Origin of the sequence: Streptomyces roseofulvus (assembly GCF_039534915.1) — a bacterium.
In the GTDB taxonomy this organism is placed as follows: Bacteria; Actinomycetota; Actinomycetes; order Streptomycetales; family Streptomycetaceae; genus Streptomyces; species Streptomyces roseofulvus.
Map to the genome: position 1 here is coordinate 195,108 of NZ_BAAAWE010000001.1, position 14,251 is coordinate 209,358.

A 14,251-nucleotide genomic window follows, 5' to 3' on the forward strand; every position below is an offset into this window, starting at 1 on the left:
TTGTCGGTGGTGCCGCCGCGCTCGGCGGGCTCCTGCTGGAGCTCCTGCGCGACGGCGCACGGCCCGGTGGTGGCGCAGCGCGATCCCCAGGTGATGGTCGGTGCGGCGGGCTGACCAACAAGATCGATCTGGCCTGTGACAGGCGAGGTCGCCCGCTCGCTTTCGTCGTGGCGCTTCTGGCCTCGGGGTTCCTGGCGTTACCGGGGCGTCGGACGCGCTGCGGTCGTGCGCTGTCGGCTCTCGTCCGGCCGCTTCTCAGGAGCGGGAGAGGGCTCGGGCATCGTCCGGGGGAAGGCCCGTCGGTAGTCGCTCGGGGAGACGCCGACCTGCTTGAGGAAGTGGTAGCGGAGGTTGTTCGCCGTGCCGAGGCCGCTCAGCTCGCCGACCTTCTCGATGGGCAGATCTGTCGATTCCAACAGGCTCTGGGCCCGTGCCAGGCGCTGGTTGAGGAGCCACTGCAGGGGTGTCGTCCCGGTGGCCTCCCGGAGTCGCCGGTGGAGGGTCCGCGTGCTCATCGCGGCACGCCGTGCCAGGTCCTCGACCGTCAGGGGGCGGTCCAGGCGGGCACGGGCCCAGTCCAGTACCGGCCCCAGGCTCCTGTCGTCGGCGGTGGGCACGGACAGGTCGATGAACTGCGCCTGGCCGCCCGGCCGGTGAGCGGGGACCACCATCCGGCGGGCCAGTTGGTTTGCGATGTGCGCGCCGAGATCACGGCGTACCAGGTGGAGGCAGAGGTCGAGTCCGGCGGTGAGCCCTGCGCTGGTGAGGACGTCGCCGTCGTCCACGTACAGCACCGAGTCGTCGACTTCCACCTTCGGGTAGCGCTCGGCGAGCTGGGCGGTGTGCATCCAGTGGGCGGTGGCGCGGCGGCCGTCGAGCAGGCCCGCCTCGGCGAGCGCGAAGGCGCCTGTGCACAGGGAGACCATGCGGGCACCCGCGTCGTGGGCGCGGCGCAAGGCAGTGATGAGTTCCGGCGGCAGCGGCCGGCCCTCGTCGACGCAGGGGTCGGGCACCGAGGGGACGATGACGGTGTCGGCGTCGACGAGGTCGTCGAGCCCGTGGCGCGTCCGCAGTGACAGACCGGTCTCGGCCGGAGAGCCGTCCTGCCCGCCCTGCCCCGTGCTGCACAGCCGCAGGTCGTACCAGGGGTCGGCCAGGTCGGGCTGCGGCTTCCCGAAGACCGTACAGGGGATGCTCAGTTCGTAAAGGTCCCACGAGGGAAACCCGATGTCGTCGGTCACGACCAGGGCGACGGAGCCAGGATTCATGCCTCGCAGGGTACGGCGGGAATTTGGTGGACACCGTCAACAGTGTCACTGTCGACGGCCACCGTGCCCTGCGATCTTGGAGCTCACATGACCGACCGCCACAGAGCGGACGAGCAAGGAGACTTCGCATGCGTTCTGACCACCCGGCAGTGACCGTGATCGGACTGGGCTCGATGGGGTCGGCGCTCGCCACCACCCTGCTGAAGCGGGGGCACGGGACCACCGTGTGGAACCGCTCGGCGGACAAGGCCCGGCCGCTGGCCGACCGGGGCGCCCGCCTGGCCGCGACGCCCGAGGAGGCGATCGCGGCGAGTCCTCTGATCATCGCCTGCGTACTGGACTACGAGGTGCTGCACGCCGTCCTCGACCCCGTCGCCGGCTCCCTCGCGGGCAGGGTTCTCGTCAACCTCTCCTCCGGTTCCCCCGAGCAGGCCGACGAGGCAGCCGCGTGGGCCCGGTCGCACGGCGCCGACTACCTCGACGGCGCGATCATGACCACCCCGCCCGGGGTCGGCAGCCCCGAGATGATGTTCCTGTACAGCGGTTCCGGCGCCGCCTTCGAAGCGCATCGTCCGACGCTCGGGGCGCTGGGCGACCCTCTGTACCTGGGCGCCGACCCAGGCCTGGCCTCGCTCTACGACGCCGCGCTGCTCGGCCTGATGTGGTCCACCATGACCGGCTGGCTGCACGGGACCGCGCTGGTCGGCGCAGAGAAGACACCAGCCACGTCCTTCACCCCTGTCGCGATCCGCTGGCTCACCGCCGTGTCCGGCTTCCTGGCCACCTACGCGCCCCAGGTGGACGCCGGCCACTACCCGGGCGACGACGCCACTATCGACGTCCAGCTCGCGACGATCGACCACCTCCTCCACGCCGCGGCCGCCCGCGGCATCGACAACGCCCTGCCCGAACTCCTCAAGTCCGCCATGGAACGAGCCAAGGCCGCGGGCCACGGCTCCGACAGCTACGCCAGCGTGATCGAGGTCCTGAAGAACCCGGCGGACCGCACATGACCGCGACACCGGCAGCCGCCCCTCACCCCGCACCGAACCCGGCGGCTCCCACTGCCACCACGCCCCAGACGGACCTTCTGGCCCCGCCCCTCAAGCGGTACAGAACCGCCACCACCCGCTCCCCGTGAACGCACCGCACGGGATCGGCCATCCCAGGCCGGCCAACTGGACAACCGCGGCCTGCACACGATCAGCCCACTCGCCGCGATGCCCGAGGCCCTATCCTGCCGCCTCCCCCGGCGGCAGAAACGGCCGTCATCGCCGGCCGGGCAGGTGCACGGCCTGTTGGGCACGCGCCGCTGGGGCCATCGGTGCAGAGGTGGCCGGCGGAGACCTGCGTGCCGCGCCAGGCCCCGGTCACCGTGACCTGGCGGAGGCTACGTCGACCGCCTCGAAGCCCACGGCATCCGCCAGGTCACCATCAGCGCCCCCACCTGCACCCAGTACCGGCACAAACGCGCGCTGCTGGGGCACATCCGGGCCTACGCCGACCGGGCCGCGGCCCAGGGCGAGAAGGTCACCGCGATCATCGGCTCGGTCCGCGCCGACGAGATCACCGCCGACTGCCTGCAGGGCCTGGGCGAGCTGGGTGACTTCGGGCACCTGTTCACCGAGCTCGCCCTCGGCCGGCCCCGGATCGCCGACCCCGACACCGGGATCACCGTGCGCCGCTGGGTCCCCCGGCTCCGCGCAGGAGACCCGGCCAGGCCCGGCATCGTCACGGTGATGGCCGAAGGCGTCGTCATGATCCGACGCACCGCCTTCGACGCCGCCGGCGGCTGGCCCGGCCACTTCTGCCTCTTCCACGAAGGCATCGACCTGGCCTGGAAGCTCCGGGACCAGGGCGGCACCGGCCGCTACCTGCCGGACATCGTCGTCCACCACCCAGCGACCAACCCGGCCCGCCATGACCGCTTCTACCGGCTCAACGCACGCAACCGCGTCTGGCTCGCCCGGCGCAACCTCCCCGCGCCCCTGATCCCCTCAACCTTGCCGCGTTCGTGCTGCTCAGCCTCTGGCGGTTCCGCCACAAGGCCGCTCTGCGCGCTATCGTCGCCGGCTTCCGGGGAAGGCATGTGCGAGAGCCAAGGGCGCCGTACGCCCATGAGCCGGCGCACGGTCGCCCGCCTCACCCGCGCTGGCCGGCCGCCGATCGTGTGAAGCCCGGCCGGAGGCAGACAAGCCAGATTCACAGGAGGTCAGAAACGGCCTCCAGCGCGGCGGGCCAGGGGTAGGTGGAGGGGTCGCCCTGGCCGGGATCGTTCGGCACGAACCCTCCTTCGCCATAGACCAGGCGGACCCCGGAAGCGCGCAGCGTCTCGATCGACCGTTCCCACTGGGGGTGGGCGGTATAGGCGCTGTTGACGCACGGCATCATCGCGATCGGGATGCCTTTGCCGATTCCTTCGGCGACCACGCCGACGAGCCATTTGTCCGTGATGCCGAGCGCGCAGGAGTTCACGGTGTTGAAGGTGGCGGGTGCGACCAGGACAGCGTCCGGCGTCGGCCATACGTCCGGGTCCCCGGGCAGTCGGTAGTCCCACCGCACGGGCCGGCCCGTGAGCGCTGCCAGACCGTCCAGGGACGCGTGGAGCCAGCGAGCCGCCGTCGGGGTGAGCCCCAGACAGACGTCCCAGCCGGCGGCCTGCGCCTCCTCGATGACCCGGGCGATGTCGAAGACCGGAGGCGCCGCGCTGCTGAACAGGTACAAGGTCCGCGTCATGGGCCTATCCGATCACACGGACTCGTCCCCACACCAAGGGAGTCGGGGGCCACATCGGCCCGCTCCCATCAGAGGGCGGGCCATCGGGCAGTGCGGGTCAGCGGCTGGCGCCCTCGGGCCACAGCACGCGGACGGGGACGCCGGTACGTTCGGCATACGCAACGACGTCCGCCGTCCCACCGTACGCCCACGCCGGTTTGCCGTCCCACACCGCCGACAGCTCGTCCACCAGGCCGACGAGGATCTCGGATCCGGCCTGGTGCGCCTGTGACGTGGACTGGGTCATGCCGCCCTCGGGGACGTCAGCCGCGCGGGAGAGCAGCGCGTCGTACGCGGCGTGATGCCACTCGGGCAGGTTCTCGCGGTACTCCCTGGCCGGAATGACCACCTCCAGACGACCGCCCGCATCCAGCACCGCCTCGGCGAACCAGGCATCGGGGCCGTCCGCGATACACGACACCGCGACCAGCTCGCTGGGCTCGTACGCGGCAACGGCCTCGGCCAGGAGCACGCGCACCCGCTCCTCGACCTCGGTACTCAGCCCGCGGTGCCCAGTGATCCCCACCCTCATCCCGTCACCGTGAGGGTACGGCGGAAGGCACGCGCCCGCTCGACGATCCGCCCGGACCGGTACTTGAGGCCGGCCTCCAGCCGCCCGCCAGCGAGGTGTGTCAGCGTGGGACTCGCTGTCCTGCTTTGCAGCGGTGCTGGCCAGTCGCAGGATCGACCTCCAGGGGGACGTTCCCCCGATCCCGCCGCCCCTGGCCTTGTTGGTGAGCAGGTTCATCGGCAGAGGCCGTGGGAAGCATGTTTCAGCGGTTGCGCGTGAAGGTGTCGAGTTCACAGCTGTCGGGGTCACCGACGTATCCGTAGAGGTATGGGGTCTCGCGACTGCCGCTGACGTAAAGACCGTCTCCGTAGTACCCACCGTTGACGTCGCTGTCCCAGTAGCCGCTGATTTTGTGGAAGGTGAAGGAGACAGGCCAGCCGGAGTCGTCAGCGGTAGTCAGCTGCCAAGTTCCGCTTCCGGTTCTGCTCTGCGGGTCACCGGTGGCTTCTTCAAGACTTGCGGGCCACCCGAGTGTGGTGAACGTCCGGTCGTTGCTGAGAGTCAAGCGTCCGACAGCGCTTTGATAGGTGCCGACCAGATCCTGCGTGCTGATTCCCCCCGGCCGCTGACCCGCCCCTGGGCATGGGGAGTAGCGGCCGCAGCCAGTCGCGCTGGCCGATGCCGCCAGGATCAGCGTGCATGCCATACCGAACAGTCTTCGGTTCATATCCCGCCCCCACCCAAGAGACTTATCTCGTTGCAGTCTCCCAGTGAGCCTCTCGGGCCCTGCGCGGGTCTCGCTTGTCGAGAGCTTGAATACGCGCCGAGAGCGATAGCTTCAGCCGTCGCTCTCACCACGAGGTCGCTCTCGTCAGGCCGCGGCCGCTTTGCGCTTGGCTGTGGTGCTGGCGAGACGGAAGGACAAATCCCGCCCGGGCCCGTGGTCCCGCTCGCATACGATGCGCCCGTGGTCTCCGTCGTCTAGCGGCCGAGGACACCGGTCTCCGGTTCGCCCGGAATCGGAAACCCGGGTTCGAATCCCGGTGGCGACCACCTCCCTCCCCCGATGGCGCGGGGTCGCGTGCGATCACACGACAGGGCTGCATAGCCTGGGGGCCTGTAGGTTCCAGTTCCGTGTCATGCGGCGCCGCCGTGACCTGCGGTTCTATCCGGCGTCTCACGCCGCATCATCCGTCGGCTGTATCAGGTCCGTGTCATTTCCCGGGCTCTCGTGTTCGCTGCAAGCCCCGGCTCAGCACCAGACGGTGATCACGTCGGCCTGCCGTACCACCGAGGAACCCTGCGCGTTGAAGGACACGGTCCACGGCTTCTTGTCTGAACGGGTGGGCGAGCCGCCGCCTCTTCCGACGGGCCAGCCGTCTGCGGTCGCGAAAAGCAGGTTGCCCACGAACATCCCGAGCGTCTTCGCCGACGAGCGCCTGCGGGACTACGGACAGGTTGATCAGCCCATAATTGCAGTCAGTGCCGAGCGACCGGCACATCGCACTCACCTCGGGTGCACTCACCGCGATCGGAGAGCACCGTGAAGAACAGGGCGTTGTGGCGTGTAGTTGACAACGAGAGTGGTAGCCAGTCCATCGTCAGCACGCCCTCCGAGGCGGTCGCGTTTGTCAATAGCCGGTTCGACACCGATGACGACGTCGAGCCGTTCAGCATCACCGAGGTCGGTCCTCTCCTTCCGAAGCCGCTCGGGGTCATCACCGCATGGGCCGCCGAGAAGGACGGCGAGCGAACCGACGGGCGTACTGCCCCGATCACCATCAGGCCGGTTGTGACGGACAACGCCAGCGAGTGCGATGACGTCGTGGTCTGGGGCGACGTGTACGTCTCCTGGGACCACGACATGTACGCCGTCGAGGGGCCGGACGGCTCCGAGTACAGCGAGGCTTACAGCGCGACCAAGTTGATCGCGATCCTCGACGAGTACGCCGGCGACTACGAGTACGCGCCTGAAGGGCCCGACAGTCACAGGTGGCCAAGACCGGAAGAGTTGATCACCTACGGTGCCCAGGAGTGCGCCAAGCGGTTCGGGCACCTCGACGACGACGCCCTGTTGTGGCTCGCTGCCACCCGCATCACGCTCGCCGTGTGGCGCAACACACCCGTCGAGAACTGGCATGCCGGGAAGAGTCCGCTGCACGACGGCACGATGATGCGGATCAACACGGCAACCACCCGACTCGTGCGCTCGATGCTGTCGTTCGACCATGTCGACTGGATCGGTCTCGGTCTCGCGATCGTCAACCCGTCCCGGGTGCTGCCGACCGGGCAGTCCGTGCTCGAGCTCGGGCTGGCCTGCCACAACCCTGACGACCCGGCGCACGACGTTGATCCGCGAGAAGAACTCGCGGAGATGGCGCAGGTCGCGATCTCATGGGGGCGAAGGTACTGCCTTCACGAGAAGGAGTTCGGCCTGCGAACCCTGATCGAATCCTTCGGTGCGTCCGACAACGGCTGCTTCGGAGCACCGAGTTGGGGGCGCATCGTCGATCGGTTCCTTACGGCTGTCGACGACCGGGAGAATGCGCACTGGCGCATGCGCCAAGACGAGCCTTGGTTCGACGAGTGGTTCACCAACCGGCCGGCCGACATCGCGGACACCACGGAATTCCGTCGGCTGCTTCTTGCCGGGCCTGACTTGCTTTCCGAGGAGGCCGCCGAATGGTGCGTGGATGGTGCCATCGGCTACGTCTGCCAGGACGACCACGCGAACGACTGCCGGCGGTGCGGTATCCCGCTGGCAACGGAGACTCCAGACGAGTGAACGTGGGCAGTCTCCTCCGCGAGCGCTACGTTCGCGTCCGCGTGAAAGGTCCACGCCGGACCTGAGGCAAGGCCACCGAATGAGTGACGGTAGTGGCCAGCAACGAGGCGAAGGCCCAGAGGTAGCCGGCTGGTTGAGTCGGTCGTTCTCCACCCATCGTCTGGTGATGGCGGACTTCTTGCCGGAAGCGCGGGTGATGGGTGAGGAGCCGGCGTAGGCCTTCAGGCCCCGGGCGTCGGCAAACCGGTTGCGGTCGTCGCCGAGATCGGCCAGGACACGGGCGGCAAGCTGGATGCCGAGGCCGCCAAAGCTCAGCAGGATCTCGGCGTCCGGGTGCTGCGGGAAGGGCTCTTCCACCGCCTCAGCGAGCTGGTCGGCGGCGGTGCAGGCGGCATCCAGCCGGATCAGGAGGGCGAGCATCTGCTCGCCGAGCGCATCCTCGACCAGCGGCGGCTGGTGGGCCCACTCGCCGCGGAAGACCTTGCGGAGGCGCTCGGCCTCGGCTTCGATGCCGCGCTGGCGGCCGGCTCGCTTGAGGGTGGCCTGGATCCGGGTGCGGGTCAGCCGTGCGGCCCGGGCCGGGGTCGAGGCGGGCTCGAGGAGTTCGCGGGCCTCGGGACGGCACAGGCCGTCGGTCCAGACGGTGAAGGCCGCCAGGGAGGCGGGGTCGTACTCGCGCAGCAGGGACCGGAGCTGGTTGGCGAGCTGCTGCCTGTTCCACAGCGAGTCCTGCTGGGCGCGGCAGGACGGCGATCGCTCGTCCTGGGTCGGAGTCCTCGGGCAGGGGCCGGTGGGCGTGCATGTCGGTGCGGAGGATGTTCGCCAGGACCAGGGCGTCGCCGGCGCGAGGCGGAGTGGCCGTCGCGGTAGTGGGCGGCGGCCATCGGGTTGATCGCGAAAACCTGCCGCTTGCCGGTCCGCAGCTCGGCGACGAGCAGGCTGCGGGAGGTCTCGGTCGCGACCGGGATCGGGGTCTCCTCGGTGTCGCCGTACTCGGCCGGCAGGTCCAGCAGGATCCTGTAGCCGTCCGCCTCGTCGGTGATGTGCCGCTTGGCCCGCAGCAGGCCGGTGTCGTCGACCAGGGCGACGTCGTGGGTGCGTTCCGCCCAGTCGATTCCGCAGTAGATCAAGGTTCCCCTCCCCAGAGTTCGGTGTGTGCGCCGTTCACGAGCGCATGCGGGCCACGCAGCGACCTCACTCGGTCTATGCGGGAGCTCGGGCGGCTCGGGCGTATCAAGAAGTCACCGTGCGGCGGGCTCGCACCACGCACACCAACGAGTGATCAAGGCCGTAGGTGTTGACGGCGATGGCAGTCACGTAGGCGCTGAACGCCGTCGTTCTACACATAGACGTTGATCGCCTGGGTCTCGCAGGACATCCACCCAGCGCCCACGTGACCGCCACCGCCCTGAGCACCACGATCGTGCACCGATCTACGTTGAGGCCTCGACGGCCCGGCTGCACCTGGATGTCACGGTCTGGTACGCGAACGCTCCGAGAAGCCCATGCTCCTGCGGAACGCTCATAACTACGGATTAGGGTCTCGCCGCTCGTGGAACAGGTCGTGCGCGGAGCAGCGACTCGTCCGCTGTCTCAGGTCGACGGCACAGCCGATCAGTCTCACGTGTGCGGCATCTCCTCGTGGTGCCTGCTCACCGGGTGTTTCCCAACCCTGGACACACCTGCTCCAAGCGGGGCTCAGAGCTGGTGGTCATCCCTGTGGCGGCCGAGGCTGTGGCCGAAGCGTTCGGAGATGGCCGGCATCAGGCTCTGGCCTTCGCCGGGCCGGTCCAGGCCGAAGACGTAGCCGGGGAAGTCGAGCTCCTTCTGCACTTCCCAGATCCCCTTGTGGTCCTCCGGCGGGAGGATGCGCGCCGGGTCGCCGACGGCGACCCAGCCGATCGGCACCGTCGAGTCGGCGGGCAGAACCGTGCGCACGTGCACGATGCCGTTGATCCGTACCTCGGAGCGGGCCCCGATCCGCGCTCCGTTGAAGACGCGGCTGCCGGTGGCCATGAAGACCTCGTCCTCGACCCGGCAGCCGGTCAGGTAGGAGGTGGGGCCCACCAGGATCTGTCGCCCCAGGAGCAGCGGATCCCGCCGGGTACCGCGCAGGACCGCGTTCTCCATGACGATGCAGCCTTCGCCCAGTTCCACCGGTCCGCCCTCGGCGGTGAGCACCGCGCCGAACAGCACCCGGCACCCGGCCCCGACGCGCACGTCCCCGCACAGCGTGGCGTTCGGAGCGACGTAGGCCGTGGGGTGGACGGAGGGCGAACGGCCCTCATGAGTGAGAAGCATGGCCGCGATCAGCCGTCCTTTCGTATGCCTGCCGGTTTCCACGACGTACCGTCATGAGGTCTGGGTGCTGGTCAACGCGTCGACCAGCTGGGCGAACTCGACACGCTGCCGGGCGGTCAGCGTGGCATAGAGCGGCGCCTGGAGTTCGTCCGTGAGCCGCTCCGCTCGCTGCCACCGGGGGACCAGGGCCGCGGCGGCCGGACCCGGCTCGTGCCAGCCGTAGTGGGTCGCCTGCTCGACGCCGAGGTTGACGACCATCGCCTCCCGGGCGCTCAGGCCGGACAGACGTACCGCCGCGAGATGGCAGGCGCCGCGGTGTTCCCGCAGGACGTGGACGCGCTGCATCGCCGCCCCGACCGGGTCGTCGCCTGGCACGGGCTGCGCGCGCCAGCCGGCGAACAGCGGCAGCGCGTCGGCGTCGGCGGCGTCGATCAGCCGCTGTGCCAGGCGGTTGAAGTGCTCCACATCGGCATCGGCGGGAATGTGGGCGCGCCCCCACGTCCGCACAGCCTCTGCGTAGCAGGCGACGGCCTCGTCCGCCGGCATCACGGGCCTGCCGACCCGCCAACCGGTGGCTACGAGATCGGGACCGAGGAACCCCTGCACCGCCTGGACCACAGCGACCGGTGCCTCGCCGAGAACCCCGAACCGGCCGCGACAGTAGAAGCCGCGCCCAGGAGCGAATCCGGCACGCAGGCCGATGGTGGCGGTCGCCTCGTCGGACATGAACTCGTCACCGAAGTTGTGGACCGGCCCGGCCACGGCGGCGATGCAGTCGAAGATCTCCATGCGCAGAAGGTCGCCCACCTCGACACCGCAGGTCAAGGGGATGCTTTCTGAGGCAACCCTTTAGCTAATCTATCGAGTCATGCTCGATATCCGCCGTCTGCACATGCTCAGAACCGTCGCCGCCCGCGGCTCCATCACCGCGGCCGCCCAGTCCCTTGAGCTGTCCTCCGGCGCCGTGTCCCAGCAGCTCACCGCGCTGAGACACGACGTCGGGGTCGATCTCCTGCGTCCCGACGGGCGGACCGTCGCCCTCACAGAGGCGGGTCGCGTCCTTCTCGAACACGCCGACCGGATCCTTGCCGCCATGGAGGAGGCCGAGTGCGCCGTCGCGGCGGTCAAGGGAACGGTGGGAGCCACCGCCACGCTCGCCGCGTTGCCGTCGACGGTCGCCAGGATCGTGGCGCCCGCGCTGATCGCGCTGGGCACGGAGCATCCACAGCTCGCCGTGACCTGTCTCGTCACCGACCAGGCGCAGCTGCGGGAACTCACCCTCGGCACCGTCGATGTGGTGCTGGGGCAGAGGTACCACCACCTGCCGGAGACCACGCCCAAGAGCATCGCGGTCTCACCGCTGCTCGACGACCCGCTGCTCGTCGTCACCGCCGACGACGGATCCCTCAAACGGCCCTTCGGCCTGCGCGAACTGGCCACGCACCACCTCGTCCTGCCACCGGCGACCACGGACTGCGGACAAGCCATCCTGCACGCCTGCCGACAGGCCGGCTTCACCCCCACGACCCGCTACGTCACCGCCGACATCGCCGCCCAGCTCGCCCTCGCCCGGTCCGGCCTCGCCACCGCGCTCGTCCCCCAGACGGCCATCGACCCGGCCACCCCAGGAATCCACACGGCCCCCATCGAGGACCACCCGATCCAACGCCTGCTGTTCGCCGCGACCCGCCACACCGAAACGACCAACCCCACGACCGCTGCTGTCATCGCGGCACTTCGCACAGCCGGTCGATCCCGGCGATCTCCGTGACAGGCCGACGGCCTGGGGTCACCTCGCGCGGCTCCCGCGCCCACCCGAGCCGGGCCGTCACCTCCTGCGGTCCGCTCTCTGCGCTCCGCCGGCCATGAATGACACAGTCTCAGCTGCGATGGCACGCCGATGACCTTATGCCGCCGGTGTGGGACTCCCTGTCGCACTGGAGGGTGTCGGACTCTCACTGCGCAGCGCAGCGAGTGACGTTGCTCGGCCCACGCATGAGGTGTGATCGCATTCTCCTGCTCCGGCAAGGTGCGGTTCCTCAGTCCTGGGCGGGGACATCCAGGGCGGTCCCGTACAGGCGCGAGACTCGGAGCAGGATGGTCACTCGCCGGTCAGGCAGCGGCTGCTCGCCAGGGGCCGCCTCGTCGGCCGGATCCGCGATCTCCGCCTCTCCCTCCGCCACGGCGAACGACCAGATGTCCGGGCCGCTGACATGCAGTGAGGCGTGCGGGTCGCGGCGCAGTTGGCGAACTTTGAGGCGGTCGGCGGTGGAGGAGACCCTCAGGACGCGCTCCTCGGCGTTCCAGTCGTAGAGGACGGTCGACAGGTGCGGGTGGCCGGTGCTCCTGACGCTCGCGAGTACGCCGAACTGCTGCCGGCTCAATAGCCGGGAGAGCTCCTGGTCGGTGAGCGCCCGGGGGGCCGGGCCGTCGTTCTGGGTGGTGCCCGTGGTCTCAGGGGCGGTGCGCTCGCTCATGTCGGACAGCCTTTCGGTGGTTCGGGTGGGGCGGGAGGGCAGGTGGGACAGCTGCGGTGCGGATGGCGCGCCAGCTGCCCCAACAAGGAAGACCGTAGCAGATGGTTTTGTTGCAGACTATCTTCTGTGGCCTCATTCACGGGCGGGGGCGCCGTCGCGGCCCAGTCAGCTCAGGGCTCACAGGTTGACAACCAGCCAACGTGGCAGGGGCAGGACGTTCTCGGCTGCTTCCTCAGCCAGGGTCGGGGCGCCGGCGGCGAGCCGGCCCACCAAGGGGACCACGACTGCGGCAGGATGGGTCTAGGTGGCGTCTGCAGGTGGTTCTCGGCCCAGCGCGCTCGGACGCGAGCGGCGGAGATCGCGGTACCCCCCTTCCGTTCTCCCTCTCCTCGAACTGGCAGCCTGACGGGCCGCGCCCCCAAGTGGGACGATCCACAGCGTGATCGGATGGATGCACCACTCCCCGCGCTGGACCGTCATATCGGTCTGCGTCATCGCGGCCGCGCTGCTCTTCGTCGGCGCTTCGGCGCACGTCACCGACCTCCTCAGCCGTGGCCTGCACCCCTACGGCTGGGCACCGGAGTGGCTCAACCTCTACTGGTCGTCATTGGCGCTGTTCGACGCGCTCGCCGCGGTGCTCCTGATCAGAGGCAAACGCCGAGGAACCGACCTGGCCTGCGCCATCATGGCGACGGACCTCGCCGCCAACTGGTACGCGGTCTACGGCATCCAGCACAGCAGCCTCACCGCTCAGCTTGGCCTTCAGCGGCTGACCGTCTTCGCCGCATTCGTCCTTGGAACGGCACCGTTCATCCGACGGCACCTCACCCGTTGACAGCGACCTCTGAAGGAGCCACGCGCCGACCGCCGACGCAAAGGCAGTGCGGGCGGAAGACCCGTCGACTTCGGCCCTGACCGATGCAAGCGCCGCAGCGAGGTCGAGCGGACCACCAACGGCCTCAAGAACGCTCGCGCTGTCGCGACCCGTTACGACTAGCGAGCCTATGTCTTCCACGGCACCGTCACCGCGGCAGCAGTCCGCCTCTGGCTCAAGCCGTGAACTACCGGCGCCGATCTCTCAGAATCCCGGGACAGGGATGGCGCTCGGCCACCACGGGAGAACGCCGCCGGGGTACGGAGGAGTGCCGGCGCCCTCCCAGAAGATCGAGAGGCCGCACCAGACGACACCGAGGAGACGTCGTCGCCGACCACGTGATGGAAGGTGCCGCCGAGGTCTTCGACGAGCGTGCGCTGGATCGCCAGCTCCTTGGGCGACGCGGCGGTGAGCCCGTTGCTCCGGGAGATGTACACGGCGAGGACCTCGCCGCCCGCGCCCTTCTCCGCGAGGCGGACGGCACGCCTGATGAGGGTGCGCCCCTCGGGGCCGCCGGTGAGGCCGACGACGATCCGCTCACGTGAGCCCCAGATCATCGAGACCCGGTGCTCGGTCCGGTACTCCTGGAGGTACTCGTCGACCCGATCGCCCGTCCACAGCAGCGCGAGTTCGCGCAGGGCGGTGAGGTTGCCCGGGCGGAAGTAGTTCGACAGGGCCGCGTCGACCTTGTCGGGCTTGTAGACGTTGCCGTGGGCCATGCGGCGGCGCAGCGCCTGCGGCGACAGGTCGACCAGCTCGATCTGGTCGGCGCGGCGGACGACTTCGTCGGGGACGGTCTCCTGCTGCCGTACGCCGGTGATCGACTCGACGACGTCTCCGAGGGACTCCAGGTGCTGGATGTTGACCGTGGAGATGACGTCGATGCCCGCCGCGAGGAGCTCCTCGACGTCCTGCCAGCGCTTGGGGTTACGGGAGCCGGGGACGTTGGTGTGGGCGAGCTCGTCGACGAGCGCGACGGCCGGGCGGCGGGCGAGGACCGCGTCGACGTCCATCTCGGTGAAGACGGTGTCCCGGTACGCGATCTCCTTGCGCGGCGTCGTCTCCAGGCCGTGCAGCATCACCTCCGTACGCGGCCGGTGGTGGTGCTCGACGAAGGCGACGACGCAGTCGGTGCCTCGTTCGACCCGGCGGTGGGCCTCCGAAAGCATCGCGTTCGTCTTGCCGACGCCGGGTGCCGCGCCGAGATAGATGCGGAACCTTCCACGTCCCATGGTGATGTGCGCTGCCGTTCTCGTGCGT

Annotated in this window: 13 protein-coding genes, 1 tRNA gene and 4 pseudogenes; 7 read left to right on the plus strand and 11 right to left on the minus strand. The window is 69.4% G+C overall.

The window, feature by feature from the left end; all coding sequences use genetic code 11:
- Positions 1 to 197: 197 nt before the first annotated feature.
- Positions 198 to 1,247, minus strand: a complete 1,050-nt coding sequence (locus ABFY03_RS00975; RefSeq protein WP_428838202.1) for a GlxA family transcriptional regulator — start codon at positions 1,245 to 1,247, stop codon at positions 198 to 200.
- Positions 1,248 to 1,396: 149 nt separating this feature from the next.
- On the opposite strand from ABFY03_RS00975, the gene ABFY03_RS00980 reads away from it, so the two are divergent.
- On the plus strand, positions 1,397 to 2,281 hold the full coding sequence (locus tag ABFY03_RS00980) for an NAD(P)-dependent oxidoreductase (protein ID WP_346168826.1): 885 nt from the start codon (positions 1,397 to 1,399) through the stop codon (positions 2,279 to 2,281).
- Positions 2,282 to 2,638: 357 nt separating this feature from the next.
- On the opposite strand, the gene ABFY03_RS00985 is transcribed toward ABFY03_RS00980, so the two are convergent.
- Entirely contained in the window at positions 2,639 to 2,884 is a 246-nt protein-coding gene (locus tag ABFY03_RS00985; RefSeq protein WP_346168827.1) for a hypothetical protein, read from the minus strand.
- Positions 2,885 to 2,893: 9 nt separating this feature from the next.
- Here ABFY03_RS00985 and ABFY03_RS00990 point away from each other — a divergent pair.
- Positions 2,894 to 3,442: pseudogene (locus tag ABFY03_RS00990) on the plus strand (glycosyltransferase family 2 protein); the annotation flags it as partial.
- Between the two features lie 28 nt (positions 3,443 to 3,470).
- Here ABFY03_RS00990 and ABFY03_RS00995 read toward each other — a convergent pair.
- From ABFY03_RS00995 to ABFY03_RS01005, 3 genes are all read right to left on the minus strand, one after another.
- Positions 3,471 to 4,004 (minus strand): flavoprotein, encoded by a 534-nt coding sequence (locus ABFY03_RS00995; RefSeq protein ID WP_346168828.1) that lies wholly within the window; start codon positions 4,002 to 4,004, stop codon positions 3,471 to 3,473.
- A 97-nt stretch (positions 4,005 to 4,101) separates the two neighbouring features.
- The gene (locus ABFY03_RS01000; protein WP_346168829.1) at positions 4,102 to 4,575 is read right to left on the minus strand and encodes a hypothetical protein; all 474 of its coding nucleotides are present in this window, start codon (positions 4,573 to 4,575) and stop codon (positions 4,102 to 4,104) included.
- Between the two features lie 241 nt (positions 4,576 to 4,816).
- Positions 4,817 to 5,260: a hypothetical protein gene (locus tag ABFY03_RS01005; protein WP_346168830.1), complete on the minus strand. Its 444-nt coding sequence runs from the start codon at positions 5,258 to 5,260 to the stop codon at positions 4,817 to 4,819.
- A 263-nt stretch (positions 5,261 to 5,523) separates the two neighbouring features.
- Between ABFY03_RS01005 and ABFY03_RS01010 the strand changes: the two genes are divergently transcribed.
- Positions 5,524 to 5,607, plus strand: a tRNA-OTHER gene (locus ABFY03_RS01010).
- A 199-nt stretch (positions 5,608 to 5,806) separates the two neighbouring features.
- Here ABFY03_RS01010 and ABFY03_RS01015 read toward each other — a convergent pair.
- Positions 5,807 to 5,968: a hypothetical protein gene (locus tag ABFY03_RS01015; RefSeq protein ID WP_346168831.1), complete on the minus strand. Its 162-nt coding sequence runs from the start codon at positions 5,966 to 5,968 to the stop codon at positions 5,807 to 5,809.
- A gap of 129 nt (positions 5,969 to 6,097) precedes the next feature.
- On the opposite strand from ABFY03_RS01015, the gene ABFY03_RS01020 reads away from it, so the two are divergent.
- On the plus strand, positions 6,098 to 7,339 hold the full coding sequence (locus ABFY03_RS01020; protein ID WP_346168832.1) for a hypothetical protein: 1,242 nt from the start codon (positions 6,098 to 6,100) through the stop codon (positions 7,337 to 7,339).
- Positions 7,340 to 7,430: 91 nt separating this feature from the next.
- Here ABFY03_RS01020 and ABFY03_RS01025 read toward each other — a convergent pair.
- The 3 genes and pseudogenes from ABFY03_RS01025 to ABFY03_RS01035 all read right to left on the minus strand — a co-directional run.
- A pseudogene (locus ABFY03_RS01025) lies at positions 7,431 to 8,469 on the minus strand (IS110 family transposase); the annotation flags it as partial.
- A 568-nt stretch (positions 8,470 to 9,037) separates the two neighbouring features.
- Complete coding sequence (locus tag ABFY03_RS01030; RefSeq protein WP_346168833.1) at positions 9,038 to 9,640, minus strand: gamma carbonic anhydrase family protein; 603 nt, start codon at positions 9,638 to 9,640, stop codon at positions 9,038 to 9,040.
- Between the two features lie 51 nt (positions 9,641 to 9,691).
- The gene (locus ABFY03_RS01035; RefSeq protein WP_346168834.1) at positions 9,692 to 10,429 is read right to left on the minus strand and encodes an SCO6745 family protein; all 738 of its coding nucleotides are present in this window, start codon (positions 10,427 to 10,429) and stop codon (positions 9,692 to 9,694) included.
- A gap of 79 nt (positions 10,430 to 10,508) precedes the next feature.
- Between ABFY03_RS01035 and ABFY03_RS01040 the strand changes: the two genes are divergently transcribed.
- Positions 10,509 to 11,411, plus strand: coding sequence for a LysR family transcriptional regulator (locus ABFY03_RS01040; RefSeq protein WP_346168835.1), 903 nt, complete (start codon positions 10,509 to 10,511; stop codon positions 11,409 to 11,411).
- 268 nt (positions 11,412 to 11,679) lie between these two features.
- On the opposite strand, the gene ABFY03_RS01045 is transcribed toward ABFY03_RS01040, so the two are convergent.
- Entirely contained in the window at positions 11,680 to 12,117 is a 438-nt protein-coding gene (locus tag ABFY03_RS01045; RefSeq protein ID WP_346168836.1) for a pyridoxamine 5'-phosphate oxidase family protein, read from the minus strand.
- A 439-nt stretch (positions 12,118 to 12,556) separates the two neighbouring features.
- Here ABFY03_RS01045 and ABFY03_RS01055 point away from each other — a divergent pair, with 439 nt between their 5' ends.
- Together ABFY03_RS01055 and ABFY03_RS01060 are read left to right on the plus strand one after the other, a co-directional pair.
- Positions 12,557 to 12,952 carry a hypothetical protein gene (locus tag ABFY03_RS01055; protein ID WP_346168837.1) on the plus strand — a complete coding sequence of 132 codons (396 nt, stop codon included), beginning with the start codon at positions 12,557 to 12,559 and terminating at the stop codon, positions 12,950 to 12,952.
- A gap of 12 nt (positions 12,953 to 12,964) precedes the next feature.
- Positions 12,965 to 13,177 (plus strand): annotated as a pseudogene (locus ABFY03_RS01060) (IS5/IS1182 family transposase); the annotation flags it as partial.
- Positions 13,178 to 13,311: 134 nt separating this feature from the next.
- Here ABFY03_RS01060 and ABFY03_RS01065 read toward each other — a convergent pair.
- Positions 13,312 to 14,223, minus strand: a pseudogene (locus ABFY03_RS01065) (histidine kinase); the annotation flags it as partial.
- Between the last annotated feature and the right edge of the window lie 28 nt (positions 14,224 to 14,251).

What these genes read in the sequence shown, in the direction of transcription:
- ABFY03_RS00995 (WP_346168828.1), bottom strand. Translation starts at nt 4,004, where the DNA reads ATGACGCGGACCTTGTACCTGTTCAGCAGCGCGGCGCCTCCGGTCTTC.
- ABFY03_RS00980 (WP_346168826.1), top strand. Translation starts at nt 1,397, where the DNA reads ATGCGTTCTGACCACCCGGCAGTGACCGTGATCGGACTGGGCTCGATG.
- ABFY03_RS01005 (WP_346168830.1), bottom strand. Translation starts at nt 5,260, where the DNA reads ATGGCATGCACGCTGATCCTGGCGGCATCGGCCAGCGCGACTGGCTGC.
- ABFY03_RS01045 (WP_346168836.1), bottom strand. Translation starts at nt 12,117, where the DNA reads ATGAGCGAGCGCACCGCCCCTGAGACCACGGGCACCACCCAGAACGAC.
- ABFY03_RS01000 (WP_346168829.1), bottom strand. Translation starts at nt 4,575, where the DNA reads ATGAGGGTGGGGATCACTGGGCACCGCGGGCTGAGTACCGAGGTCGAG.
- ABFY03_RS01030 (WP_346168833.1), bottom strand. Translation starts at nt 9,640, where the DNA reads ATGCTTCTCACTCATGAGGGCCGTTCGCCCTCCGTCCACCCCACGGCC.
- ABFY03_RS01040 (WP_346168835.1), top strand. Translation starts at nt 10,509, where the DNA reads ATGCTCGATATCCGCCGTCTGCACATGCTCAGAACCGTCGCCGCCCGC.
- ABFY03_RS01015 (WP_346168831.1), bottom strand. Translation starts at nt 5,968, where the DNA reads ATGTTCGTGGGCAACCTGCTTTTCGCGACCGCAGACGGCTGGCCCGTC.
- ABFY03_RS01035 (WP_346168834.1), bottom strand. Translation starts at nt 10,429, where the DNA reads ATGGAGATCTTCGACTGCATCGCCGCCGTGGCCGGGCCGGTCCACAAC.